Origin of the sequence: Vreelandella sp. F11 (assembly GCF_042466685.1) — a bacterium.
Classification (GTDB): domain Bacteria; phylum Pseudomonadota; class Gammaproteobacteria; order Pseudomonadales; family Halomonadaceae; genus Vreelandella.
Genome location: NZ_CP170448.1, coordinates 237,677 through 259,837, shown reverse-complemented (window position 1 = coordinate 259,837; position 22,161 = coordinate 237,677). Strand labels below are relative to the sequence as shown.

Below are 22,161 nucleotides of genomic sequence, written 5' to 3'. Positions count from 1 at the left end.
ACTACCCATCCTGACTACCCAGGAGGCTCTCAATGAAATTTATGCTGATACGCCGCGCCGATGCCAATACCGAAAATGGTGCTATGCCGTCCCAGGAAATGCTTGCCGACATGGCCGCTTATAACCAGCGAATGACCGAGGCTGGCGTGTTTTTGAGCGGCGATGGCTTACATCCGACCAGCGATGGATGTCTGATCCGTTTCAAAAACGGTGAGCCCACCATTATCCCCGGGCCTTTATCGCCAGCCAGTGAGCAGATCGCCGGTTACAGCGTGCTCGAAGCCCCTTCCCTGCAGGCGGCCATTGAGTGGGCCCAGCAGTGGCCCACTCAGGATGCCGATGGCAACGTAACCCTTGAGCTTCGGCGCTACTTTTCGCTGGAGGATTTCGAACCCGGCGCTGGAATTGAGCAGCACCGTAACCTTGCTCGTGTACCGGATGCCATGAACGTGCACGTTGCCTTTCCCGGCAACTGCCGGGAGGCCATGCAGTTCTATGCCGACGTGACCGGCGGGCAGTTGGAGTGCCTGTTGACCTACGCAGAAACGCCCGCCGCTGGACACACGCCGCCCGCCCTTCATGACCGCATCATCCATGCCTCGCTGAACCTGCGTGGACGCCGCTTGATGGGTGCCGATATGGCCGCTGAGTGCTATACACCGCCGCAAGGGGTAGAGGTTCAATTGGAGTATCAGGATATCGAGCAGGCCGCACGAACCTTTGCCCAGCTCGCAGAGGGTGGAAAGATCATCATGCCGTTCGAAGCGACCTTCTGGTCACCAGGATTCGGCATGACGGTAGATCGTTTTGGCGTCGGCTGGATGGTAAACGTTTCTTCAGACAACTGCCCCTTGGCCACAGAAGGAGACTCCCCATGAAGTACGTTGCGCTGGTCTATTACCAAGAACAGATTATCAACGCCATGAGTGAACAGGCGTGGCATGACCTTAACCAGGAGTGTATCGCCGGCGTAGAACGCCTGAGCGCCAGCGGCCATTACCTGGGTGGACAGCCGTTACAACCGACGGAGACCGCCACTACCGTACGCGTGCGCAATGGCGAAACGCTGATCTCCGATGGCCCCTTCGCAGAAACCAAGGAGCAACTGGCGGGCTTTTATCTGCTTGAAGCCCATGACCTGAATGAGGCGCTGCAGCTAGCTAGCCGTATCCCTCCCGCCCGGATGGGTAGCATTGAGGTACGCCCCGTTCGTGAACTCCCCCCTAAAGCAGAACCCAACAAAACAACAGGAGAACAGCCATGAGCAAACTCGCCCACCCTTATGTCGATGGTTTCGTCGCTGCCGTACCTACCGCTAATAAAGCGGAATTTATTGAGCATGCCCGCGCCGCGGCCGTTGTTTTCAAGGAGCACGGCGCACTGCGGGTCATGGAGTGCTGGGGCGACGACGTCCCCGAAGGAGAAGTGACCTCCTTCTCCATGGCGGTCAAGCGCAGGGATGACGAGACGGTTATTTTTTCCTGGATAGAGTGGCCATCCCGAGCCGTGCGCGATGAAGCCATGCCCAAAGTCATGCAGGATCCGCGTTTGCAGATGGACGTTAACCCGATGCCGTTTGATGGTAAGCGTCTCATTTATGGGGGCTTTGAAAGCATCATCAATGAATAAGCATTAAATAAGTGGCCCAGCAAATTACGCCGAATCGTCCTGGGCCACATCCTCTTGAGCCACATCGGTAATCCGCCCTTCAACCTGATAGAACACTTCTTTGCGTTCCACCATATAGTCGCGCAGCATTTCCCAATCCGTATTGCCGACAATGGTGTTACGGCCATCAGCGTAGGCTTCTCCGAGTACCGTATGACCGTCGCCGCCAGCAGCGGTAAAGTTATTGGTGGCGATGGTGTAAGTACGTTCTGGATCAATCGCCTGCATCGCGCCCTCCTGGGCAACGCTTAAGCTAACCACCCGCTCGCCCGACGGCTTGCTGCTGTCGTACACCAGCTCAACACCGGCTGATACCTGCAGAAAGCCGCCGTCTTCGCCGGGTGTGTTGGCCAGGGCAATCTCGAAGGTTTCCAACAGCTCGGCGCCGGTGACGTCGAGCAGCGTCAGGCGATTGCCAAATGGCTGTACGGCGATTAGATCGCCTACAGACACATCACCCCTTTCAATCGCTTCACGGATACCGCCGCTATTCTGGATCGCCATAACCGTGTCGGGGGCCACTTTCTGTGCGGCATGTAGCTGGGCATCGGTGATTAAATTGCCTAGTGCTGTTTCATTGGCTCGCACGCTTTGCTCATCGCCGCTGCCGTGGCGGGGGTTGGGCAGCGCTGAGATCGCCTTCGCGCCGATCAAGGTGTCCCGCAATGTTTCAATTTTCGCGGTGTAGGTTTCAAGCCGCTTCGCGGCATCAGCATCTGCTTCGCGATCATCGGCAGCGAGCAGTTCACCACTGGCATCAACCACCACGCCGTTCTCGTCGAAGGTGACCTGCATAACGCCCAGGTGCTGGCCATACTCGCCTGCCTGGCCAATCACCGTCGGCGATGGGAGCTCCTCACCAGTACGGGCCCCACTTAACAGCTTGGGGGGCGACACTTGGGTATGGCTGTGGCCGCCAATAATAATGTCGACCCCCTCGACGTGTTCAGCCAGCAGCAGGTCATTGCCCACGCTGGGGTCGCTGTCGTAGCCCAGGTGGGTAAGGGCAATAATCTTGTTAACGCCCTGCTCTTCAAACGCCGCCACCATGGCTTCAGCCGCTTCACGATAATCGCTAATGGTGACGTGTCCAGGGCTGGAAATCGTTTCGCTATCCTGAGTGCTTAATCCAAAAATACCGATTGGCTCACCGTTATGCTCAACGATAATACCGTCATAAAGCATCCCCGCCTGGGGGGCAGCGCTGATTGACTCGCCCAGCATATCAGCAAACTCTGAGCCTCCTGAGAAGTCCAGGTTAGCGCCTAAAACAGGAAACTCGGCACCCGCAAAAAACGCCGCTAACGCCTGATGCCCCGCTTCTGCGTCCCCCAAGTCAAACTCATGATTACCTGGCACAAAGGCGTCGTAGCCCATCAAATTCATAAATTCCAGCGCATCCTGGCCCTGAAACTCATTGAAATAGAGCGTGCCTGAAAAGATATCACCGGCTTCCAGTAGTAATCCTTCCCCATAGCGCTCCCGTGCCTCATTCAGCGTGGTGATCAAATGGGGATACTGATCGGTGCGCCCATGTAGATCATTGGTGTGGAACAGCGTTAGGGTGTAGTTATCAGCCAAGGCGGGAGGCACGGTGGCGAATAACGCTGTCCCTAGCGCCATACCAAAGCGGTGAAAACGCATTTAAATGACTCCTTTCATAACGGTGTGCAGACACCTTAGCAGCAAAGATAGCCTATCAGCGACGTTTCGTCTCCATGATGAAATTGTTACCTTCAACTCTCTCCCTAATTTTATTGTTAAAGAGACAATTCACCGAGAAAAGAGCACCCCTTTGAAATCAGTCAAGTAAAACTTAAAGCCAAAAACGCCAAAAACCGGTGTGGAGTTATCCACACCGGTAAAGATCGAAACATGCGAGCTAACTAAAAGCTAAAGAACTAATGCAATAACTAAGACAACACTACCGCCAATATCACTCTATTAATTAAAAGTGATAGCGAGCGCCTAATGCGTAGTACATATCTTCTTCGAAGTCATTAACAGCATCCAGGTTGCGGTCGTTAAGCTCGAGGAACATATCGAAATTGCTAGACAGCTTGTACATGGAGCCTAGCGCCCAAGCGTTACGCTCGTCGCTTGCGCCATCTACATCGATGTTGTAGTAGTCGGCGAAGAACTTCCAGGAATCGATAGCGTACGTAGCACCAACACCGATTTTATCGAAGCCGCCACCGTTAACATCGTCATCACCGCGGGTTTCATAACCTACACGAGCAGCGAAAGCATCCGTAATAGCAAACTCGCCCGTAGCACCATAACGCACTTCACCGTTACCGCCACCGCGTACCGTATCTTCCACATAACCAAGCGCTAAACGAGCGGGGCCTGTTTCGTAGACAACACCACCCTGAGTGGCGATAACGGATCCTTCGCTGCTCTGCTCGGCTTCAGTCAAACCACGCTCAGAGAAGTGCTTGGCAGAAATAACCGCCTGAAAGCCACTCATTTTAGGCGTTTTATAGCCAATAGAGTCGCCTCGTGCCTGTAGGCCACCACCCGCAAACTCGTAGCCTCGCTCTACGTAGACATCGAACGGAGTCATAACGTAGTCATCATAGAAGCTGTTGTAATTACCGGCCATAAAGGTACCGAACTGCTGGCTTTCCAGACCCAGGTAGCTGTTACGTACCTCATCGAAGCCAGAGGAGGTATTACGTTCATCACCTGTAAAGCGCCACTCTACACGGGCGAATGCACGCAGGTCAGAAGAGATCTGGTGGCCAGCGGTAATCCGTAAACGCGAGCCGAAATTACGGAACTCTTCGCCGTTATCAACACCGTTATCAATACCGCCACCTTCAATACCCATGGCGATACGGCCATAAATTTCAAGATCGGTACCATCTTGATCATAAACAGTGGCAGCTTGTGCTGCGGAGGCGGCCAATAAACCGCTAACGGCTAATGCCAGAGTCGTTTTTTTAAACATGATCGTTCCCATTGAAGTAGTTAATGCTTGCGCTTTGCGAAGGCACAATGAAGGACGAATAACGCCTCAACGCAGCAAACCTTAAAGGAGTTATATTTCATTTACTTTAAAGTTTTATTTTTTAGGGAACTTATTTTTTATGCGTTAATACATAAAACTGCCATCCAAATTTAACATTGACATGATATTAAAAAGTCTGATGTAGCGCTTCGCCTCTTATCCCTACTCAAGCCTGTCATCACTTATTCACCTGTTTGACTCGGCAGTGTCATTCGCCCCACCCACACTTTATGAAAACGTGATAAAGGGATGAATCGCTCATGCGGCTCTGCATCGTTAGTGAAACATGGTCACCGGACATCAATGGCGTTGCCCATACGCTGAGCCGGTTAAGCTATGAACTCAACCGGCAAGGAGTGCCAGTTGATGTGATCCGCCCGCGCCCTCGCAGCGCTGGTAACGCAACCGCTATTAGCCGGGAACTACAAGTGCATCGCTTTGCCTTACCCGGTTACACCGATGTGCAAGTGGGGCTGGTCAGGCCCGCTACGCTGCGCCGCTTTTGGCGCAGATACCGTCCCGACATCATCTACGTAGCGACCCAAGGCCCCCTCGGTTGGGCGGCCCGCCAAGCGGCGCGGCAGCTCAATATTCCCTTGGTAGCGGGCTGGCACACCAACTTTGACCACTACTGCGAAGATTATGGCGTCAATTGGCTGGCCTCGACCACACGGCGCTACCTGCGCTACTTCCATAACGGCTGTAACCTGACGTTAGTGCCTACCCACCAGCAGGCAAAAGCGCTGCGAGGTCAGGGAATACGTAATGTCCATATACTGTCACGGGGATTGGACGGCGAACGCTTCTCACCCGCCTACCGTGACCCAGCATTACGCAAAGGCTGGGGGGTTAGCGAACACCAGCCGGTGGCGCTTTACGTAGGCCGATTAGCCGCAGAAAAAAACCTCACCTTGCTGCATGAAAGCCTTCAAGCCATGCGTGAGGTGCGGCCCGATATAGCCCAAGTGATCGTCGGCGATGGCCCCGCACGGACTCAGCTGGAAAAGTCGCTGCCCGATGCCCACTTCACCGGTTTCGTGGGGCAGGAGTCGCTTGCTCGCCACTATGCCAGCGCCGACCTGTTCATTTTTCCCTCGCTTTCCGAAACCTGGGGAAATGTAGTGGCGGAAGCCATGGCCAGCGGCTTGGCCGTGGTGGCCTACAAGCATGCGGCCAGCGCCGAACTGATTAGCAGCGGCCACAACGGTGTCACCGTGCCCGCTGGCGACAGCGCCGCTTTCCAACAAGCCGCGGTGGAGTTGTGCCAACACCCCGCTGACTACGCTCGTTTAGGTCGCGTAGCGCGCTTACGCGCACTTGAGCAAAGCTGGACGAGCATCACCGAGCAGTTTTTGACTTACCTACACCAAGCCCAGGAGGCTCATCATGCGCCCGCGTCCGCTTGTCGTATTCGATCGTCTTGACCTGCTGGAGTGGCAATTCTGCCAGCGTATCTCTCGGCTATCGATCTATCGCCCCTGGCGCATCACGCTTCAGGCTGCCAGCCGCTTAGGCGACTGGCCTGTCTGGGTGCTGCTCATTCTCGCCCAGCCCTGGCTGCAACCAAATGGCGCCTGGCGTGTCTTGCAGTACAGCGTGATTGCGCTGTTTGCTGTGGCCATTTATCGGCTGGTGAAGACCCGCTTGTGCCGTGAACGGCCGTTCATTACTTACGGGGAGGGCATCGAGTGCTGTGAGCCGGCCCGTGACCGTTATAGCTTCCCCAGCGGCCACACCATGCACGCGGTGATGTTTAGCGTGTTAGTCGCCGCACATACGCCCTGGCTACTGCCAGTGGTATTGCCATTAACACTGCTGATAGCGATCTCACGGGTGGGCTTAGGGCTTCACTATGTCAGCGATGTACTGGCTGGCGCAGCGATGGGCTACGCATTTGCCTTGGCTAGCCTCTATTGGATGGGATAACCCCACCCGTTTTCGCGTAATTGATGACTAAGCGCTATGGTTAATCCAACCTTGTCTTTTTTGAACGCACCTGCTTAGCGGCAGTAGCGGTGCGCCAGCATCAAGGAGTGATGTGATGACCATGACGGTTGGTGAATTATTTATAGCGCTAGTCCTCATTGGGTTAGTCCTGCTAGCCAGCAATGCCCTGCGTCTATGGCTTCCCTGGTTAAGACGCCTCTTCCTACCCAGCTCGGTAATCGGTGGTTTGTTACTCTTACTGATGGGCCCTGATGTGCTAGGCAAAGCCCTGCCTACCTTTTTTGAAGAAAGCCCCGGCCTGTTTCCAGCTTATGTTCAGGAGAGTTGGGCAGCGCTACCGGGGCTGTTGATTAATGTTGTCTTCGCGGCGCTGTTTATTGGTAAAGCGATCCCCGGGCTGCGCACTATTTGGTTACGCGCAGGGCCGCAAGTCGTCGTCGGGCAAACCATGGCATGGGGCCAGTATGTTGTTGGGTTGAGCCTGGCGCTGCTGGTGTTAGTGCCGGTGTTTAATATGAACCCCATGGTGGGGGCATTAATCGAAATCGGCTTTGAAGGCGGCCATGGCACGGCGGCGGGCATGGCCGACACCTTTGAAGAGCTAGGTTTCGAAGAAGGCGCCGACCTGGCCTTAGGGCTGGCGACAGTAGGCATCGTAGCAGGGGTGCTGATAGGTACGGTACTGATCAATATTGCCGCGCGCCGTGGGATCATCACACTCAACGATGAGAACAACCAGCCGGACGATCCGGACGAATTAATGCGCGAGGATGAGCGCCCTTCTACCGAAGAGTTCAGCGAATTTAAAAAAGATCTGGAGCAAGAGTCAGGCACCACCGATCCGCTTAGCCTGCATATCGGCTTAGTCGGTATCGCCATTGTGATCGGCTGGCTGATTCTGTCGGCCTTGCAATGGATTGAGCAAATGACCTGGGCACGAGACGGCGGCTTAGAGATCCTCGCCCATGTACCACTTTTCCCTATTGCCATGATTGGCGGGGTAATTGTGCAACTGATTGTGATGCGATTTGGATTAGAACGCCATGTGTCTAGCCGTACCATGTCGCGCATTGCAGGCACCGCGCTGGACTTTACCATCGTGGCCGCGCTCGCCACCCTTTCGCTGACCACCTTAGGCGAGCACTTCCTGCCCTTCTTGCTGCTCGCTGTGGCGGGGATTGCCTGGGGACTGTTCGTGCTGATCGTTATAGCGCCCCGAGTGATACCAGAAAACTGGTTTGAACGTGGGGTGGGCGATTTCGGCCAATCAATGGGGGTTACGGTGACCGGCCTGCTGCTGATGCGCATGGCAGATCCCAAAAATGAGTCTGGCGCATTAGAGAGCTTTGGTTATAAACAGCTGATGTTTGAACCGATTGTGGGGGGAGGTCTTTTTACAGCCGCCGCCTTACCGCTGATTGCCGAATTTGGCGCCTTGGCCGTACTGATTTTTGCCGCTCTACTAACAGTGGGATGGCTAGCGTTTGGCTTGTTCTACTTTGGCCGCATGGTGCCAGCACGCGGCAAAGGCCGCTGGAAGAAGGGCTAATACAACCAGTGGCTGTGCCCAGAAACCGCTACGCCCGCATTAGCGGGCGCAGCGGTTTTATGATTTAAAAACAGAAACTTAAACATCGGGCGGCATATCATCACGCTCATCTATTCTAGCCATAAATGATGTCTTAAACATCATATAGACACCCACGCCTGAAAATCCTAAGAACAAAACAAACATGCATAACATCAATGCCATCGCCATAATCTTGTCCCTGATAGTGAGCGGTCGTTACGTTTGCGTTTTCTAACCGCTGCCTTTTGATTTCATCGAAGGATAGACCAAAACAACGCATTAATCTGTGGGGTAACGCTGTACGCAAGTGCCGCACAACCAGACAAAGAATAAAATGCAAATAAAATCAATTGCTTAAAAAAATTTTAGCACGCAAAAAAACCACCTCATTTTCATGAGATGGTCGTTTTGCATCAGTCCACTCCTTTGCTTGATGAACAACGCCTCCTTGCGCTGCAACCAGTGAGTGGGCTGATTGTCCTTTAACGTCCTGTTAACTTACTTATTGGCTCCCTGCCTTCCTTCTGCCCGTCAGCCCACTCACTCAGTATTGCTGACTCCTAATCTATACTTTTAGCTCTAATCAACTGAAACTGTAACTACTGAACAGTGAATAAATCTCTATGTGACTATCCAATACTTGCAGGTATTGAGCCAATTTATGCCAAAATAAAAATAAAAAATTTAAAAACAATGACTTATAAAACAATCAGCATGCCAAAAACCGTTCACTACTACTCATTTCCGTGTATAGAACTGACACATGCGACATAAGCATCCCCGTTCGGGACACACTGGAGCGCTCCTTAAAATGAAACACATTGAAAAGCGTAGCGAATCGTCACCGTTGGGGGTATTTTGCTTCTATCTACTCACTTGCCTTCAAGGAGACCACTATGAATCGCACTATCGCTCTTGGCATCGTAATAATGGTGACACTGCTGCTGGTCAGTGGCTGTAATACCATTCGTGGTGCAGGTGAAGACCTTCAGCAGGGTGGCGAAGCTATCCAGCGCGCAGCGAGCTAAACGCCATGATGACCGTTTTCCTATCCCATGGCCTCGAGAGCGGGCCTGGTGCACTGAAAACCCAGGCATTAAAAGGCATCGCTGAAAAATTGGATGACTGTGAACCCGTGGTCATGGACTATCGAGGCATGGCAGAGCCGCAGCAGCGCCTTCAACATTTGCAGGAGATGTTAGCCCAACGTGGAGACAACCCTGCCCAGTGCGTGCTGGCAGGCTCAAGCCTGGGGGGCTGGCTAAGTGCGGCGGTTAGCGCTCAACAGCCGGTATTGGGCTGCTTTCTGCTGGCTCCCGCTCTGGGTCTAGCCGACTACCCGGAAACGTCACCGATTATTCAGGCGCAGCACACCCATATTATTCACGGCTGGCGGGATGACGTCGTGGCTCCGGGACCGGTGATCGAGCGTGCCCGCCTGCAGCGCCTATCGCTGCGCATGGTTGATGACGACCACCGCCTACACGCCAGTCTGGAGACTATTTTGTGGGATTTTGAGCGCTTTTTACGCCAATGCAGCGCACCTAAGCAGTGCGCTTAGCAAGCCTAGCTAAAACAAATATTCGACACACGCCCTCAAAACCTATACAAATGGTGTACACCATAGCGTAGATAGCGAGGAGATTGCTCATGTTAGGCATGTTTAAGCGCGACCCAAAAAAGAAGCTGCAGCAAGAGTATGAGCGCAAACTTCAAGCCGCCATGGAGGCTTCACGTAATGGCGATATGCGCGCCAATGCCACCCTTACTGAAGAAGCGGAAGCATTGCTTGCCGAGATCAGGCGCATTGAAGCGACACAATAACCGCAATAGACAGCGCTATGGCTTGCTAGCGGCTCTAGCGCTTGTAAGCCTGCTACCCAGCGTAACGCTGGCGGCTTGCCCAAGCCCAGGGCAGTGGTGGCAAGAAGGGCAACCACTCACCAGTAGTGCGCTGCTGCCGACGGCGGCCCTGCAACAAGTGGTACTGCTCGGTGAACAGCACGATGAAAAAGCCCACCACCGCTGGCAATTGCACACCTTGGCAGGGCTGTATGCCCTGCGCGACGATCTGGTGATTGGCCTGGAGATGCTGCCGCGCAGCGCTCAACCGGCGCTTGATGCCTGGATAGCCGGTGAGTTAGATGACAATGCGCTACTGGAGCAGACCCAATGGGACGAGGCGTGGGGGTTTGATTCAGCGCTTTATATGCCGATTTTAGCGTTTGCCCGGATGGCACAAATCCCGCTGATCGCCCTTAACATTGATCCCGACCTGCGCCAGCGGCTGGTTAATGAAGGCTGGGAGGGCGTGCCCGCGGATGAGCGCCATGCAATCCCACCTCCTCAGCCTGCCAACGCCAGCTATCGCGCTAGGCTCACCGAGGTGTTTAACCAGCACTCCATGGACGGCGACCCTGAAGCGCTGTCGCGCTTTATTCAAGCACAGATCACCTGGGATACCGCCATGGCCCAGCGCCTGGCCGAGGCGACGAAGGGCGGCGCCCTGGCGGTGGGCTTAATGGGACTAGGGCATGTGGCCTATAACGAAGGCGTTGCCTACCAGCTCAACGCCTTGGGCGTTAATGACACCATTAGCCTGCTGCCCTGGCAAATGAGCGACTGCTCTTTGCCTGATCCCACCCTAGCAGATGCGGTATATATACTCGCTGACGACTAGGAGCCTGTCTGGCTTGGCCGATCGTAGCAAGAAGCAGGGTTCGCAGTAGATCAGCGTTAAGCCAGACAGGCTGCTCGCCCTTACTCGTCAGCAAGAGCCGGTAGCAATGTTTTCAGTTTGCGCGTGAGCGTATTGCGCCCCCAGCCTAGCAGCTCGGCGGCCTCGCCTTTGCGCCCGCCTGTATGTTTTAGCGCTGTCTCGATCAGAATCCGCTCAAAGTCGGGCACCGCTTCTTCCAACAAATGGGTATGGCCTTCGGCCAGGGCGTGATCCGCCCAGTCACGAAATGCCGTGCGCCAATCGCCGTGGGCGCTGTTTTCCGAAGCGCTGGGGGAGCGCAGCTCCGGCGGTAGATCTTCAACCAGAATTTCCCGCCCCGACGCCATGACGGTGAGCCAGCGACAGATATTCTCTAACTGGCGCACGTTGCCGGGCCACGGCAAACGCGTTAGGTGAGCCTCTGCTTCGCTGGTCAGCACCTTGATATCGGTCGTCAGCTCTTTCGCCGCTTCGGCTAAAAAGTGTCTAGTTAAGCGGGGAATATCTTCCCGCCGCTCGGCAAGCTTGGGCAGATGGATGCGGATCACGTTTAGGCGGTGAAACAAATCCTCCCGGAAGCGGCCATCATCTACCAACACTTCCAAGTTTTGGTGGGTAGCGGCGATGATACGTACGTCCACTTTGACCGGCGTATGTCCACCAACACGATAGAACTCGCCATCAGCCAATACCCGCAGTAAGCGCGTTTGGGTTTCAGACGGCATATCGCCAATTTCATCTAAAAACAGCGTGCCTCCATTGGCCTGCTCAAAGCGTCCCTGGCGCTGCTGAGCGGCCCCGGTAAAGGCGCCCTTTTCGTGGCCAAACAGCTCGGACTCAATCAAATCGCGGGGAATGGCCGCCATATTGAGGGCGATAAACGGCTTCCCCGCCCGAGGGCTATGCTGGTGAAGCGCCTGGGCAACGCGCTCTTTACCAGTACCCGACTCCCCGTTAATCAACACCGTGATATGGGAGTGAGAGAGGCGGCCAATAGCGCGAAACACCTCCTGCATAGCGGGCGCTTCACCAATGATTTCGGCGTTTAGCCCTTCCGGCACGGTAACCGGACGCTGGCGTTCACGGGCGTGGGCCACGGCGCGACGCACCAGCGCCAGGGCCTCGTCTACGTCAAACGGCTTGGGCAGGTACTCAAACGCCCCGCCCTGATAAGAGGCCACGGCGCTGTCCAGGTCAGAGTGCGCGGTCATCACGATCACCGGCAGGTCGGGATGCGCCTCACGTACCCGCGACATAAGATCCAGCCCATCGATACCCGGCATGCGAATATCGGTGACCAGCACGTCGGGCGGGCTTTCCAACAAACGGGGCAGGGCAACGTCGGCCCGCTCGATGCACTCAACGTCCAGATCGGGTTGCGCTAAGGCGCGCTCCAGCACCCAGCGGATAGCGCGGTCATCATCGACAATGACCACCCGCGCAACATCATTACGTGCAGCCTCAGTCATGACGCTTCTCCGGTGAAATTAACAACCATGGGAATCAGTAAACGAAATTCGGTGTGTCCAGGGCGTGAGTCGCATTCGATTAACCCTTGATGTTGGTGCAATATCGACTGGGCAATAGAGAGCCCAAGACCACTGCCCTCTGCGCGCCCCGACACCATGGGGTAAAACAGCGTTTCCTGCAGCGCAGCGGGAATACCTGGACCGTTATCGACCACGGCGACTTCGCTGACCAGCCGGTGGCGTTCAGCCCCCAGGGTGAATTGGCGACGAGCGCGGGTACGCAGTATTAAAGAAGGTTCCGGTGTTTGCGCGTCGCTCATGGCCTGCACCGCATTACGGGCCACGTTGAGCACCGCCTGAATCATTTGCGACTCGTCGCCGGAGAGGTCGGGCAAGCTGGGATCGTAATCACGGCTAATCGTCACGCAAGGGTGCTCGGCAATCAGCAGCGCCCGCACCCGCTCGAGCACTTTGTGAATATTGACCGGCTCATGCTTAAGAATGCGGTTAGGGCCGAGCATGGAGTCGACCAAATCGCGCAGCCGATCCACCTCCTCGACGATGATATGGGTATATTCGCGCAGCGCCGGGTCATCTAGATCCCGCTCCAATAGTTGTGCCGCCCCGCGGATGCCACCCAGGGGGTTTTTGACTTCGTGAGCAAGCCCCCGGGCAAGCACCTTGATGGTCTCCTGGCGGGTGGTGAGCGCCTCTTCACGGGAGATCTGCATCAACCGATCCCGTGGCTCTACTTCCAGCAACAGCTCATCGTCAGATAACGGCGTCACCGTGTAGTCAACCGTCAGCGGTTCACTATTCAGCGGAGTAATGCGCGCTTCGCGCTGGGTATAAGGGTGAAACGCATCCCGCGCTTTGGCCAATACATCGTCAATGCTCTCATCCCCGCCCAGTAGCGTATCCAGGCTGATGCCGTGAACACGGCTAAGGCTGACGGCTAACAGCGCTTCAGCAGCAGGGTTCATCCAGCGCACGCGCAGCTCGCCGTCTAGCAGCAATACCGCCGTGGTGAGATGCTCAATCAAACGCTGGTGCATAGTGGTGTCCTGAAAAATCACGTCTTCCATCGCCGATACAGACCTACAGGTGGATGCTCCATGAGGGAACTGCAAAAAGCGCGCCAACTACGCCCCCACGCCCATTTGCACGGCTTGCGGGCATCGCAGCGGAAGAGAGTGGATCGTTTTAGCGCACTTGTCGCGCCAAATGCCCCTGTCAATGCACCACTTTAGTGCATTCAGGTTTTGGAAAGGAGTATGTCGAGCTGTTTTTCTGGTAGCACTTTGCTAATTGCGTCTATAAAGGCGCTTTTAAGGAACCGTAAACATCACTGCTGCCGTGCGGTGCTGCACACGCTGACAACTATCGAGTAGCTCCGCTTGAAGCGCGTGCCGCCCAGGGGAAGCCCCGTTAGCCAAAACACATCGCTGTGCTCCTCAGCCCCAACAAAAAACCCCGCCGTAGCGGGGTTCTCTTAATAATCATTGTTACCACCGCCTGACTGATAGTCACAGTCAAAGGCGAGTAACGCTGATTAGCAGCTGTGCTTAACAGCTGTACTTAACAACTGTAGTACATATCAAACTCGATGGGGTGAGTGGTCATACGAATACGCTCCACTTCTTCCATCTTGAGTTCGATGTAGGCATCGATCATCTCGTCGGTGAACACGCCACCTTCAGTCAGGAAGGCACGGTCAGCGTCGAGGGCTTCCAGGGCCTGATCCAGGCTGTGCGCCACAGTCGGTACTGACTTGCCTTCTTCTGGCGGCAGGTCGTACAGGTTTTTGTCCATGGCATCGCCAGGGTGGATCTTGTTCTTGATACCGTCGATACCCGCCATCAACATGGCAGAGAACGCCAGGTAGGGGTTGGCAGTCGGATCAGGGAAGCGCGCCTCAACACGCTTACCTTTCGGGCTAGCAGTGTAAGGAATACGGATCGATGCCGAGCGGTTGCGGGCACTGTAAGCCAGCATAACCGGCGCTTCAAAGCCAGGCACCAGACGCTTGTACGAGTTGGTAGAAGCATTGGTGAAAGCGTTCAGGGCGCGGGCGTGCTTGATGATGCCACCGATGTAGAACAGCGCCATTTCAGACAGACCAGCATACTCATCACCGGCGAACTGGTTGTTACCATCTTTCCAGAACGACTGGTGAACGTGCATACCCGAACCGTTATCACCGACCAGCGGCTTCGGCATAAAGGTCGCGGTTTTGCCGTAGGCGTGAGCCACGTTGTGGATCACGTACTTCATTTCCTGAACTTCGTCAGCTTTCTTCACCAGCGTGTTGAATTTAACGCCGATTTCGTTCTGACCTGCGTTGGAAACTTCGTGGTGGTGAACCTCAACGGTCTGACCAATTGCTTCCAGGGTATTACACATCGCTCCACGGATATCGTGGAAACTATCGACCGGAGGAACCGGGAAGTAGCCGCCTTTCACACGCGGACGGTGGCCCAGGTTGCCGCCTTCAACGACACTGTCGGTTGCCCAAGCGCCTTCATCAGAGGTGATTTTGTACATGGAGCCCTGGATATCAGACTTCCAATGCACTTCATCAAAGATAAAGAACTCAGGCTCAGGACCAAAGAAAGCGGTGTCGCCCAGGCCAGTTGATTGCAGGTAAGCCTCTGCACGCTTAGCAATAGAGCGCGGGTCACGATCGTAGCCCTGCATAGTGGCCGGCTCGATAATGTCGCAGCGCAGCACCAGCGTCGCATCTTCTGTGAAGGGGTCTAGGTAACCCGTACCGTCTTCCGGACGCAGAATCATGTCGGATTCGTTAATGCCCTTCCAGCCTTCAATCGAAGAGCCATCAAACATTTGACCATTCTCGAAGAATTCTTCGTCAACATCGCGGGCAGGCACGGTTACGTGCTGCTCTTTACCGCGAGTATCAGTAAAACGCAGGTCTACCCATTTAACATCGTGTTCTTCAATTAGCGCGAGAGTCTTGGCTGACATAGTGTCCTCCGGTATGAGCGTGGCTTAAAGCTAACGACAGTAAGCTACCGATAAAAGTGTTGTTCGACAAAATACGTGCTAAACCGCACGTTTGTCATTCTTGTTCGCTCAACGTTTGCCTGACTTTTTTAACAAATCGCTCAGCGAGCATTTCAGACCGGCTATTGTTTTAGCACGCCGCAAGGGTTATGCCTACGACACGCTAGCCGCTTGCAAATACAATGCAGAGAGCATGCCAACACTGCACCAATATGGCATCAAAAAACAACAACTGATTGTTTTATAAATAATAAAAAATGGATTTAAATGCCTCTTGATGACGCATAACGGTTAAACACGGCCTCAAGCGTCGCCTAAAAACCTCATACCGCACCAAAATAGAGCAAAAATAACGATTAATGCTCTTTTGTAGTGCAGGCAATGTGCTGAGCACTCTTTTTTGGCTCGCAAGTTTTTTTACTTGCTACTCAAATAAACCAGCTACTACAATAAATTACAAATTGATAGATTTGCTCACAAATGGAGTCGGCAAATGGGATCGGTCTGCTTTATCGTTGATGCCATGGTGACGGGTGAGATGTTGCCACGCCACTTAAAATCCATACGTGAGTCTGGTGTGGCCGATCACTTACTACCTATTTTGGTAACAGCCACTCAAGCCCAGGAGCGCCTCAGCGCTATTGAACAGCGCTACCATGCGCACTCGCTGATTACGCCAGCGCGGCCACTGGGTGCCCGCCTCAATAAAGCTGCGTTTGCCAGTCAAGCGGAGTGGCTCATCATTGCGCTGCAGAAAAAGCCGCTATCTGCCGACCTCTGGGGCGCACTCTACCCACAGCTCAACACGTATACCCTTGATGCCTTGATCATTGGCTTCACCCGGCCAACGCTGTCGGAACGCATCCTGCGGCGCTTATTAGCAAGTGCTTTAATCTTCCCGCCCTATATTGCCGTCAGACGCGCCTGGCTAGAGCGCTTGGGAGGGTTTGACCCAGAGCTTGACGATAACAACGCGATAGACGATTTTCTGCAGCGTTTACACGCCTGCCCCACCCGCTTGAAAACCTACAGCGGACACTTGCTTAGCCAAATGGATGAACCAGACGACGACCCTATGCTGCCTAACCCCGAAGCGGTCGTCACGTCACGCCCCTGATACACGCTCTGCCAGTTCCTACTACCGCTTGCCTTATTGCCGTCGTCTTTAATTTACTTACCTCTAATGGCTTACCTTCAACTGCTTGCCGAATAGCATCGCGCCTAGTGTGGTGGTATTCGCCAGTTTATTAAGCCCCACTGACCCCACCACCCCAACCACCATAAGCAACAGCGCGTAGACGCCAATGGGCAACGATAACGGCTCGACAGCCAGGTCGGTGAGCACAAAGAACATGGGGTGAGCCAAGTAAATACCGAACGAGTATGCATTGACGTGGCGCACCCACAAAGGCGCGGGGCGCCCCGCCAAGTAGCGCATAGCGCAGAGCGTAAACAGCACGAAGAACGGAACGACCCACACCTCTTTGGAAGAGAACGCCAGCCAGCCAGCGAAAGTCGCCGCAATAATCAGCGCCACCATCAGCGTCAACCACAGCGGGCGAGCCATTTGCTGCATCCAGGCGGGTCGTGCCAGCAGCACGCTCTCAGGGGCTAGCGGGTAGTAGCGCACCAGTACCAGGGCCAGGAAAAACACATAAATCCACCCCAGCGGAGCGATCCACAGCAGGTAGCCGGGCAGGTCAACGTCAAACCAGTAAGCCAACCCCCAATACCCCATGCTGATGATACAAGAGCCCCACAGCCACGGCACCGGGTTCAGACGCCACAGCTGCCAGCGGGTAAATAGCCAGTAGGCCACATAAAACTGCATTGCAATAATCAAAAAATATCCATGCCAGCCCGCGTACACATAATACTCAATGGCATTGGCCACAAACCCCACTGGCTCATCTGAGGCCTGTAACTTTACCCATTCAGCCGTCGAATAAATAAAGCCATACACAAAATACGGCACCATCACATACTTTACGCGCTGAGCTAGAAAACCTTCCGGCACAGATTTATCGTAGCGCAGGGCAAACACAAAGACGGCAATAAACAGAAAGATTGGGGTACCCAAAACCAGCGGTATGCGCATCAAATCGGTCGCGACGTTATCGAGGCGTTGATTGACGTGATCTAATAAATGAAACAAAAAAACGGCTATACAGCCGTAAGCACGTAACCAATAGATCTCTTCAATTTTCCGCATTGGGCCTCCCGCCGCTACCTACTCCTACCTTGGCATTTTGCATGGCGATAATGGGTGACGTTGCTAACTGACTGTCTTACTTGGCGATGATGAACAATGAGAGCCTTCACGCTGTCCGACCCTAGTGAACAGTTTTAATTCCCGGAGGAAACGTGTTCATCCCCAAGCGACCGCTACTTTCGTACCGATTTAACGCCCTACTGACGGCATTTATTGGCTGGCTAACGTTCAGTGGCCATAGTTTGGCCAGCGAGGTTGAACACGATCAGTTTTTCTCGCCCACGCTAGGTTACGACTACCCCTATAGTATTTATTTACCCGACAATTATGACGCCCAAGCGACAGACGCGTATCCAGTCGTTTATATGCTGCACGGCTCATTCAACACTGACCGGGACTGGGTTTCTCGCGGCAACTTGCAGCAGGTAGCGGATAGGTTAATCAGTGCTGGGCATATTCCTCCGAGCGTTTTCATTATGCCCGGCAGTCGCAGTTGGTGGGTGGATGGCTACAACGAACCTGCCCGTAGCGCATTTTTTAACGATCTAATGCCCCATATAGAAGCCACTTACCACGTCGGACAAGAACGTCATCTACGCGGCGTGGCGGGCTATTCTGCTGGCGGCTACGGGGCGCTCAACTTTGCCCTGGAGCGGCCTGAACTGTTTGCTGCGGTAGCCGCGTTAAGCCCGGCCAGCTACGCCCCCTTACCGCCGCGCAACTCCTCCGCCTGGCGCCATCCGGCCTTTCGCAATGAGCAAGGCCAGTTTGATCGCGAGCTATGGCAAAACCTTAACTACACCGCCTATTTGGAAGAGTATCGCCTGCGCGTGACACCCCGCGGCACTGAAGAAGAGGGCGACCTCTCCCCCGTACCGCTATATATCAGCGCCGGGCGTAGCGACGTTTACGACGCGGAATTCCACGCCCGCATCCTGCGCCAAGCCATGGAGCGCATTCAACCCAACGACGTGCGCCTTGACCTCTACCCCGGTGGCCACACCTGGCGTGTATGGCGGGCCAGCCTACCGGCAGCACTCAACTTCCTGTTTCAGTACGTGGGGCAGCCGGTAGTTGAAGCACAAACTGAAGAAGACGCGGAGGAAGTAAGCGGTTGAGCGCACTACACTAAAGAAACACCCTTCAAAGCACTTTCCAACACAAGGAAGACAGCGATGCACCAGCATATCGAATGGGACGAACCCGGCAGCGCCAGCGTAGCGGAGTACTTTAAAAACGACCCTGACCACAACGCCCCCGACCCAGGCGACATTATTTCCGCCCGTTACCAAGGCGCCATGGTGCGCATCAAAGTAGAAGCCTACCGAGAAGATGACGCCGTCAGCATTGGCGAAGTCGCCGCCATCATCGACACCAAAGGCGGCCGCCACCAAAGCCACCACAAGCTGGAAGTCGGCCACATCGTCCGAGTACCTGACGATAAACGCGCCATGGAAACACCGTCGAAAGAAGATTAAAGCTTCGCGTTTTCTAAACTCACCAGACAAGCCACCAACACGGTGGCTTTTTTGCGCAAAGTTAAACAACCAAGCAACACATCGAGTAACACCAGAGCAGCGGTGCCACGGGCACAAACCTTAAAGCCAGCTTTAAAACTGCCTCGGCTGAAACGTACTGCGGAGGGGGAGACTCGAACTCCCACACCTTTTCTAAGCTGCCTAAGCGGCAACACCAACTTTGCCACCTATTACGAGTCACGCACATTCCGAGTAGCGCGGCGTAAGCGTCAGCGCACCCGCGGGAGCACCGCACAGCGGTGCCAAGTGCACATATCTTAAGTTTATCTGTAACTGCCTGGGCTGCAGCGCACCAGCCCAAAGGCCTAATCCACCTAGTTTCATTTGTTTTGCGTGCTACGCTTAGCGCTACTGCTCCCCTTATATAGGCACTTCATCATGCATGCTTTTCGTCTTTTTACCGCGCTGTTTACTACCCTGGTGATCGCCCTGCCTGTCTCTCCACAAGCGCAAGCCCAAGCCCAAACCAACGGGCAGTGGAGTGAGTACGATGAGGTATTTGAGGGCGGTGCACACCACGCCGATATTTGGCAGTGGGGCTGGACGGGGATTTACACCACCAGCTTGGCGGTGAACGCGTACCAATCTAGCGAGGCGAGCGACCCGGATGACCGCTTTGATGCGCGGGTGGGCGTGGTGAAATCCGCCCTGGCCGTGGCCGGCATGCTGACCGACCGCCAGCCGCACCCGGCGGCACTGGCGGAGTATGAGCGTTTGAAAGCCAGCGGCGATTTAAGCGGCGTGCAGGCGCTGGGCTTGCAGCTCGCCCAAGCCGAACGTGAGCGGCGCGGCTGGGGTGCCCGGGTAAGCTCGCTCGTGGTGAATGGCGTGGCAGGTGCAGTGATTGCCGCCGATGGCCGGGAAAGCGATGGTGCTATCAACTTTGCCACCGGCATGCTGGTCAACGAGCTGCAAATTTGGACACAGCCCCATCAGGCGTCTTCCGCGATTAACCGCTTTCAACCCGCTAATCTATCCCTTGGGCCGATCACGATCCCCGGCGAGTACGCGCTGCATGTGGCGCCTCAACAAGTTGGCGCTACCTGGCGTTACTAGGTTTTTTTACAAAACTGCCCACTCCCTCTCTTATGATATGCCTCTCAAGCGCTGACGGCAGTTTGCCTCCAGCGCTTAATCGTTGCCAGCAAGGTGTGAAAGAGTAAAATAATCAGCAATTTTTTAGCGTTGCCAAACGTTATGTTATAACCTATTTAATACGATACGAGGCCACTTGATGAGTGAGCATACGCACCGTCACAACAAGGAGGGCCCCTGCCACTTCTCCTTGATGTCGCTATCGGCTGTTAAACGGCTGCTGTTTGTTGCCGTGCCGCTGTTGGCGCTTTGGGTTCTAGTGGTGTGGGCTGGTGGGTGGCTGGGATGAGTCAGCGCTCTTTATCACGTTTACAGCTGCACAACCTGCACCTGGCCCAGGCGCGCCGCACGGTACTGGAGCATGTTGAAGGCGACTTTAAGCCGGGTGCCATTACCGCGCTGATCGGCGCGAACGGTGCAGGCAAAAGCACGCTCATTCAGGCGATTATGGGCGAACTACGGCCTATTAGCGGCGAAGTGATATGCACCGTGCCCAAGGAGCGCCGGGCGTGGCTGCCCCAGCAGTTGGCGTTAGACCTGACCTTCCCCATGAGCGTGGAGGAGCTGGTGATGACCGGCAGCTGGCCCAGCCACGGTGCATTAACCGGCTACTGCGCGGCGCACTACCGCAAGGGGCGCGAGATTATGGCGCGGCTGGGTATTTCCCACCTGGCCCACCGCCCGCTGGGCGAGCTTTCCGGCGGTCAGCGCCAGCGCGCACTGATTGGCCGCACGCTGATGCAGGAAGCCGAGCTGCTACTACTGGATGAGCCGTTTGCCAACGTGGATAGCGAAACCGTGGATATTTTGATCCGCATTCTTCGCCAGATGGCCGATGACGGCGCGACGATCATTGTCGTGCTCCACGATATGGATCACCTGCGCCGCCTGGCCGATGAAGTGCTGATGCTCAATGGCGGCCATGGCCGCTGGGTCGCGCCCAGTGCGCTCAATCACCAACATGCACCCGCCCAAGTGGTGCCGTTTACTCTGGGAGGACGCCATGCTGGATCTGCTTAACGCGTGGTTTTTCAGCCCTTTTGATTACGGCTTTATGCGCCGCGCAGTGGTGGGTGGTTTAGCGCTTTCGCTAGCCGCCCCGCCGCTGGGGGTGTTTTTGGTGCTGCGCGGCATGAGCCTGATTGGCGACGCCATGGCCCATGCGATTCTGCCCGGCGTGGCGCTGGGCTTTTTGTTGGCGGGGTTTTCGCTGCCGATTATGAGCATTGGCGGGGTGCTGTTTGGATTAATGGTGGCGCTGCTGGCGGGGGCGGTCTCGAAAATGGGCGGCCAGCGGGAAGATGCCGCCATGGCGAGCTTTTTTATTATCTCGCTAGCCGCAGGCGTGATGCTGATTTCGCTGGGCGGCAGTAGCGTGGATCTTACCCACGTGCTGTTTGGCTCGATTTTGGCGATCAACTCCACCGCACTGCTGCTGATCGCGGGGATCAGTACGCTGATTGTAGTCACCCTGGCGGTGGTGTTCCGCGCCTTGGTGGTGGAGTGTTTGGATCCGCTGTTTTTGCGCGGCCAGAGCCGCCGCAGCAGTTGGGTGCACAGTGTGTTTTTGGGGCTGCTGGTGCTGAACTTAACCGCCGGTTTCCAAACCCTGGGCACGCTGATGGCGGTGGGTTTGATGATGCTGCCCGCCACCTCGGCGCGCTTTTGGAGTAAGCGCTTAGAGGGCCTGATCGGCATTGCGATTGTGCTGGCCATGGTGGCGAGTACCGGGGGCCTGCTGCTCTCTTTTCATCTGGATATCCCTTCCGGCCCGAGCATTATTCTACTGGCTGGGGTGGGGTACCTCTTTTCGGCCCTGTTTGGTCGCTACCACAGCTTGGCTGCCAAGCTACGGCGTAAAACAACGCCGCTGGAAGTGGAGCAAAGGGCTTAACTGTCAGTCTTC

23 protein-coding genes are annotated in these 22,161 nt (G+C 55.1%); 17 read left to right on the top strand and 6 right to left on the bottom strand.

What is annotated here, in order from left to right; all coding sequences use genetic code 11:
* Nucleotides 1-32 precede the first annotated feature (32 nt).
* Genes ACFIOZ_RS01275 through ACFIOZ_RS01265 form a run of 3 tightly spaced genes read left to right on the top strand, consistent with a single transcriptional unit; the run spans nucleotide 33 to nucleotide 1,629 of the window.
* Nucleotides 33-878, top strand: coding sequence for a YciI family protein (locus tag ACFIOZ_RS01275; RefSeq protein ID WP_386081696.1), 846 nt, complete (start codon nucleotides 33-35; stop codon nucleotides 876-878).
* Nucleotides 875-1,264 carry a YciI family protein gene (locus ACFIOZ_RS01270; RefSeq protein WP_386081694.1) on the top strand — a complete coding sequence of 130 codons (390 nt, stop codon included), beginning with the start codon at nucleotides 875-877 and terminating at the stop codon, nucleotides 1,262-1,264. The genes ACFIOZ_RS01275 and ACFIOZ_RS01270 overlap by 4 nt, the downstream gene beginning before the upstream one ends.
* The gene (locus tag ACFIOZ_RS01265) at nucleotides 1,261-1,629 is read left to right on the top strand and encodes a DUF1428 domain-containing protein (RefSeq protein ID WP_386081693.1); all 369 of its coding nucleotides are present in this window, start codon (nucleotides 1,261-1,263) and stop codon (nucleotides 1,627-1,629) included. Before ACFIOZ_RS01270 ends, ACFIOZ_RS01265 begins: the two co-directional genes overlap by 4 nt.
* A gap of 24 nt (nucleotides 1,630-1,653) precedes the next feature.
* Here the strand turns inward: ACFIOZ_RS01265 and ACFIOZ_RS01260 are convergent, their stop codons facing one another.
* Together ACFIOZ_RS01260 and ACFIOZ_RS01255 are read right to left on the bottom strand one after the other, a co-directional pair.
* Nucleotides 1,654-3,312, bottom strand: coding sequence for a bifunctional metallophosphatase/5'-nucleotidase (locus ACFIOZ_RS01260; protein WP_386081691.1), 1,659 nt, complete (start codon nucleotides 3,310-3,312; stop codon nucleotides 1,654-1,656).
* 304 nt (nucleotides 3,313-3,616) lie between these two features.
* The gene (locus tag ACFIOZ_RS01255; RefSeq protein ID WP_386081689.1) at nucleotides 3,617-4,621 is read right to left on the bottom strand and encodes a porin; all 1,005 of its coding nucleotides are present in this window, start codon (nucleotides 4,619-4,621) and stop codon (nucleotides 3,617-3,619) included.
* A 320-nt stretch (nucleotides 4,622-4,941) separates the two neighbouring features.
* Here ACFIOZ_RS01255 and ACFIOZ_RS01250 point away from each other — a divergent pair, with 320 nt between their 5' ends.
* The 7 genes from ACFIOZ_RS01250 (at nucleotide 4,942) to ACFIOZ_RS01220 (ending at nucleotide 10,878) form a co-directional block, all read left to right on the top strand.
* Nucleotides 4,942-6,105 carry a glycosyltransferase family 4 protein gene (locus ACFIOZ_RS01250; RefSeq protein ID WP_386081687.1) on the top strand — a complete coding sequence of 388 codons (1,164 nt, stop codon included), beginning with the start codon at nucleotides 4,942-4,944 and terminating at the stop codon, nucleotides 6,103-6,105.
* Entirely contained in the window at nucleotides 6,068-6,607 is a 540-nt protein-coding gene (locus ACFIOZ_RS01245; RefSeq protein ID WP_386081685.1) for a phosphatase PAP2 family protein, read from the top strand. Before ACFIOZ_RS01250 ends, ACFIOZ_RS01245 begins: the two co-directional genes overlap by 38 nt.
* 115 nt (nucleotides 6,608-6,722) lie before the next feature.
* Nucleotides 6,723-8,177 carry a sodium/glutamate symporter gene (locus ACFIOZ_RS01240; RefSeq protein WP_386081682.1) on the top strand — a complete coding sequence of 485 codons (1,455 nt, stop codon included), beginning with the start codon at nucleotides 6,723-6,725 and terminating at the stop codon, nucleotides 8,175-8,177.
* 917 nt (nucleotides 8,178-9,094) lie between these two features.
* Entirely contained in the window at nucleotides 9,095-9,226 is a 132-nt protein-coding gene (locus ACFIOZ_RS01235; RefSeq protein WP_088702107.1) for an entericidin A/B family lipoprotein, read from the top strand.
* Between the two features lie 5 nt (nucleotides 9,227-9,231).
* Nucleotides 9,232-9,759 carry a YqiA/YcfP family alpha/beta fold hydrolase gene (locus ACFIOZ_RS01230; protein ID WP_386081679.1) on the top strand — a complete coding sequence of 176 codons (528 nt, stop codon included), beginning with the start codon at nucleotides 9,232-9,234 and terminating at the stop codon, nucleotides 9,757-9,759.
* Between the two features lie 89 nt (nucleotides 9,760-9,848).
* A complete protein-coding gene (locus tag ACFIOZ_RS01225; RefSeq protein ID WP_007111925.1) occupies nucleotides 9,849-10,022 on the top strand; it encodes a DUF6435 family protein in 174 nt (57 codons plus the stop codon).
* Nucleotides 10,006-10,878 (top strand): ChaN family lipoprotein, encoded by an 873-nt coding sequence (locus ACFIOZ_RS01220; RefSeq protein WP_386081677.1) that lies wholly within the window; start codon nucleotides 10,006-10,008, stop codon nucleotides 10,876-10,878. The genes ACFIOZ_RS01225 and ACFIOZ_RS01220 overlap by 17 nt, the downstream gene beginning before the upstream one ends.
* 80 nt (nucleotides 10,879-10,958) lie before the next feature.
* Here the strand turns inward: ACFIOZ_RS01220 and ntrC are convergent, their stop codons facing one another.
* The 3 genes from ntrC to glnA form a co-directional block, all read right to left on the bottom strand.
* Nucleotides 10,959-12,386, bottom strand: a complete 1,428-nt coding sequence (gene ntrC / locus ACFIOZ_RS01215; protein ID WP_386081675.1) for a nitrogen regulation protein NR(I) — start codon at nucleotides 12,384-12,386, stop codon at nucleotides 10,959-10,961.
* Nucleotides 12,383-13,441 carry a nitrogen regulation protein NR(II) gene (gene glnL, locus ACFIOZ_RS01210; RefSeq protein ID WP_386081674.1) on the bottom strand — a complete coding sequence of 353 codons (1,059 nt, stop codon included), beginning with the start codon at nucleotides 13,439-13,441 and terminating at the stop codon, nucleotides 12,383-12,385. Before glnL ends, ntrC begins: the two co-directional genes overlap by 4 nt.
* 523 nt (nucleotides 13,442-13,964) lie before the next feature.
* Nucleotides 13,965-15,371 (bottom strand): glutamate--ammonia ligase, encoded by a 1,407-nt coding sequence (glnA, locus tag ACFIOZ_RS01205; RefSeq protein ID WP_088702103.1) that lies wholly within the window; start codon nucleotides 15,369-15,371, stop codon nucleotides 13,965-13,967.
* Between the two features lie 532 nt (nucleotides 15,372-15,903).
* Here glnA and ACFIOZ_RS01200 point away from each other — a divergent pair.
* Nucleotides 15,904-16,527, top strand: coding sequence for a glycosyltransferase family A protein (locus ACFIOZ_RS01200; protein WP_386081670.1), 624 nt, complete (start codon nucleotides 15,904-15,906; stop codon nucleotides 16,525-16,527).
* A 63-nt stretch (nucleotides 16,528-16,590) separates the two neighbouring features.
* Here ACFIOZ_RS01200 and ACFIOZ_RS01195 read toward each other — a convergent pair whose 3' ends face one another.
* On the bottom strand, nucleotides 16,591-17,622 hold the full coding sequence (locus ACFIOZ_RS01195; protein WP_386081668.1) for an acyltransferase family protein: 1,032 nt from the start codon (nucleotides 17,620-17,622) through the stop codon (nucleotides 16,591-16,593).
* Between the two features lie 152 nt (nucleotides 17,623-17,774).
* On the opposite strand from ACFIOZ_RS01195, the gene ACFIOZ_RS01190 reads away from it, so the two are divergent.
* From ACFIOZ_RS01190 to ACFIOZ_RS01165, 6 genes are all read left to right on the top strand, one after another.
* Nucleotides 17,775-18,740: an alpha/beta hydrolase gene (locus ACFIOZ_RS01190; protein WP_386081666.1), complete on the top strand. Its 966-nt coding sequence runs from the start codon at nucleotides 17,775-17,777 to the stop codon at nucleotides 18,738-18,740.
* Nucleotides 18,741-18,797: 57 nt separating this feature from the next.
* Nucleotides 18,798-19,100: a hypothetical protein gene (locus ACFIOZ_RS01185; protein ID WP_386081664.1), complete on the top strand. Its 303-nt coding sequence runs from the start codon at nucleotides 18,798-18,800 to the stop codon at nucleotides 19,098-19,100.
* Between the two features lie 438 nt (nucleotides 19,101-19,538).
* On the top strand, nucleotides 19,539-20,216 hold the full coding sequence (locus ACFIOZ_RS01180) for a hypothetical protein (protein WP_386081663.1): 678 nt from the start codon (nucleotides 19,539-19,541) through the stop codon (nucleotides 20,214-20,216).
* 178 nt (nucleotides 20,217-20,394) lie between these two features.
* Nucleotides 20,395-20,544: a hypothetical protein gene (locus tag ACFIOZ_RS01175; protein ID WP_170938615.1), complete on the top strand. Its 150-nt coding sequence runs from the start codon at nucleotides 20,395-20,397 to the stop codon at nucleotides 20,542-20,544.
* On the top strand, nucleotides 20,541-21,275 hold the full coding sequence (locus ACFIOZ_RS01170; RefSeq protein ID WP_386081662.1) for a metal ABC transporter ATP-binding protein: 735 nt from the start codon (nucleotides 20,541-20,543) through the stop codon (nucleotides 21,273-21,275). The genes ACFIOZ_RS01175 and ACFIOZ_RS01170 overlap by 4 nt, the downstream gene beginning before the upstream one ends.
* On the top strand, nucleotides 21,259-22,149 hold the full coding sequence (locus ACFIOZ_RS01165) for a metal ABC transporter permease (protein ID WP_386081660.1): 891 nt from the start codon (nucleotides 21,259-21,261) through the stop codon (nucleotides 22,147-22,149). Before ACFIOZ_RS01170 ends, ACFIOZ_RS01165 begins: the two co-directional genes overlap by 17 nt.
* Nucleotides 22,150-22,161 lie beyond the last annotated feature (12 nt).

Excerpts from the sequence above, each read along its gene's own strand:
- ACFIOZ_RS01275 (WP_386081696.1), top strand. The coding sequence starts at position 33 with ATGAAATTTATGCTGATACGCCGCGCCGATGCCAATACCGAAAATGGT.
- ACFIOZ_RS01270 (WP_386081694.1), top strand. The coding sequence starts at position 875 with ATGAAGTACGTTGCGCTGGTCTATTACCAAGAACAGATTATCAACGCC.
- ACFIOZ_RS01265 (WP_386081693.1), top strand. The coding sequence starts at position 1,261 with ATGAGCAAACTCGCCCACCCTTATGTCGATGGTTTCGTCGCTGCCGTA.
- ACFIOZ_RS01260 (WP_386081691.1), bottom strand. The coding sequence starts at position 3,312 with ATGCGTTTTCACCGCTTTGGTATGGCGCTAGGGACAGCGTTATTCGCC.
- ACFIOZ_RS01255 (WP_386081689.1), bottom strand. The coding sequence starts at position 4,621 with ATGTTTAAAAAAACGACTCTGGCATTAGCCGTTAGCGGTTTATTGGCC.
- ACFIOZ_RS01250 (WP_386081687.1), top strand. The coding sequence starts at position 4,942 with ATGCGGCTCTGCATCGTTAGTGAAACATGGTCACCGGACATCAATGGC.
- ACFIOZ_RS01245 (WP_386081685.1), top strand. The coding sequence starts at position 6,068 with ATGCGCCCGCGTCCGCTTGTCGTATTCGATCGTCTTGACCTGCTGGAG.
- ACFIOZ_RS01240 (WP_386081682.1), top strand. The coding sequence starts at position 6,723 with ATGACCATGACGGTTGGTGAATTATTTATAGCGCTAGTCCTCATTGGG.
- ACFIOZ_RS01235 (WP_088702107.1), top strand. The coding sequence starts at position 9,095 with ATGAATCGCACTATCGCTCTTGGCATCGTAATAATGGTGACACTGCTG.
- ACFIOZ_RS01230 (WP_386081679.1), top strand. The coding sequence starts at position 9,232 with ATGATGACCGTTTTCCTATCCCATGGCCTCGAGAGCGGGCCTGGTGCA.
- ACFIOZ_RS01225 (WP_007111925.1), top strand. The coding sequence starts at position 9,849 with ATGTTAGGCATGTTTAAGCGCGACCCAAAAAAGAAGCTGCAGCAAGAG.
- ntrC (WP_386081675.1), bottom strand. The coding sequence starts at position 12,386 with ATGACTGAGGCTGCACGTAATGATGTTGCGCGGGTGGTCATTGTCGAT.
- glnL (WP_386081674.1), bottom strand. The coding sequence starts at position 13,441 with ATGCACCAGCGTTTGATTGAGCATCTCACCACGGCGGTATTGCTGCTA.
- glnA (WP_088702103.1), bottom strand. The coding sequence starts at position 15,371 with ATGTCAGCCAAGACTCTCGCGCTAATTGAAGAACACGATGTTAAATGG.
- ACFIOZ_RS01200 (WP_386081670.1), top strand. The coding sequence starts at position 15,904 with ATGGGATCGGTCTGCTTTATCGTTGATGCCATGGTGACGGGTGAGATG.
- ACFIOZ_RS01195 (WP_386081668.1), bottom strand. The coding sequence starts at position 17,622 with ATGCGGAAAATTGAAGAGATCTATTGGTTACGTGCTTACGGCTGTATA.
- ACFIOZ_RS01185 (WP_386081664.1), top strand. The coding sequence starts at position 18,798 with ATGCACCAGCATATCGAATGGGACGAACCCGGCAGCGCCAGCGTAGCG.
- ACFIOZ_RS01180 (WP_386081663.1), top strand. The coding sequence starts at position 19,539 with ATGCATGCTTTTCGTCTTTTTACCGCGCTGTTTACTACCCTGGTGATC.
- ACFIOZ_RS01175 (WP_170938615.1), top strand. The coding sequence starts at position 20,395 with ATGAGTGAGCATACGCACCGTCACAACAAGGAGGGCCCCTGCCACTTC.
- ACFIOZ_RS01170 (WP_386081662.1), top strand. The coding sequence starts at position 20,541 with ATGAGTCAGCGCTCTTTATCACGTTTACAGCTGCACAACCTGCACCTG.
- ACFIOZ_RS01165 (WP_386081660.1), top strand. The coding sequence starts at position 21,259 with ATGCTGGATCTGCTTAACGCGTGGTTTTTCAGCCCTTTTGATTACGGC.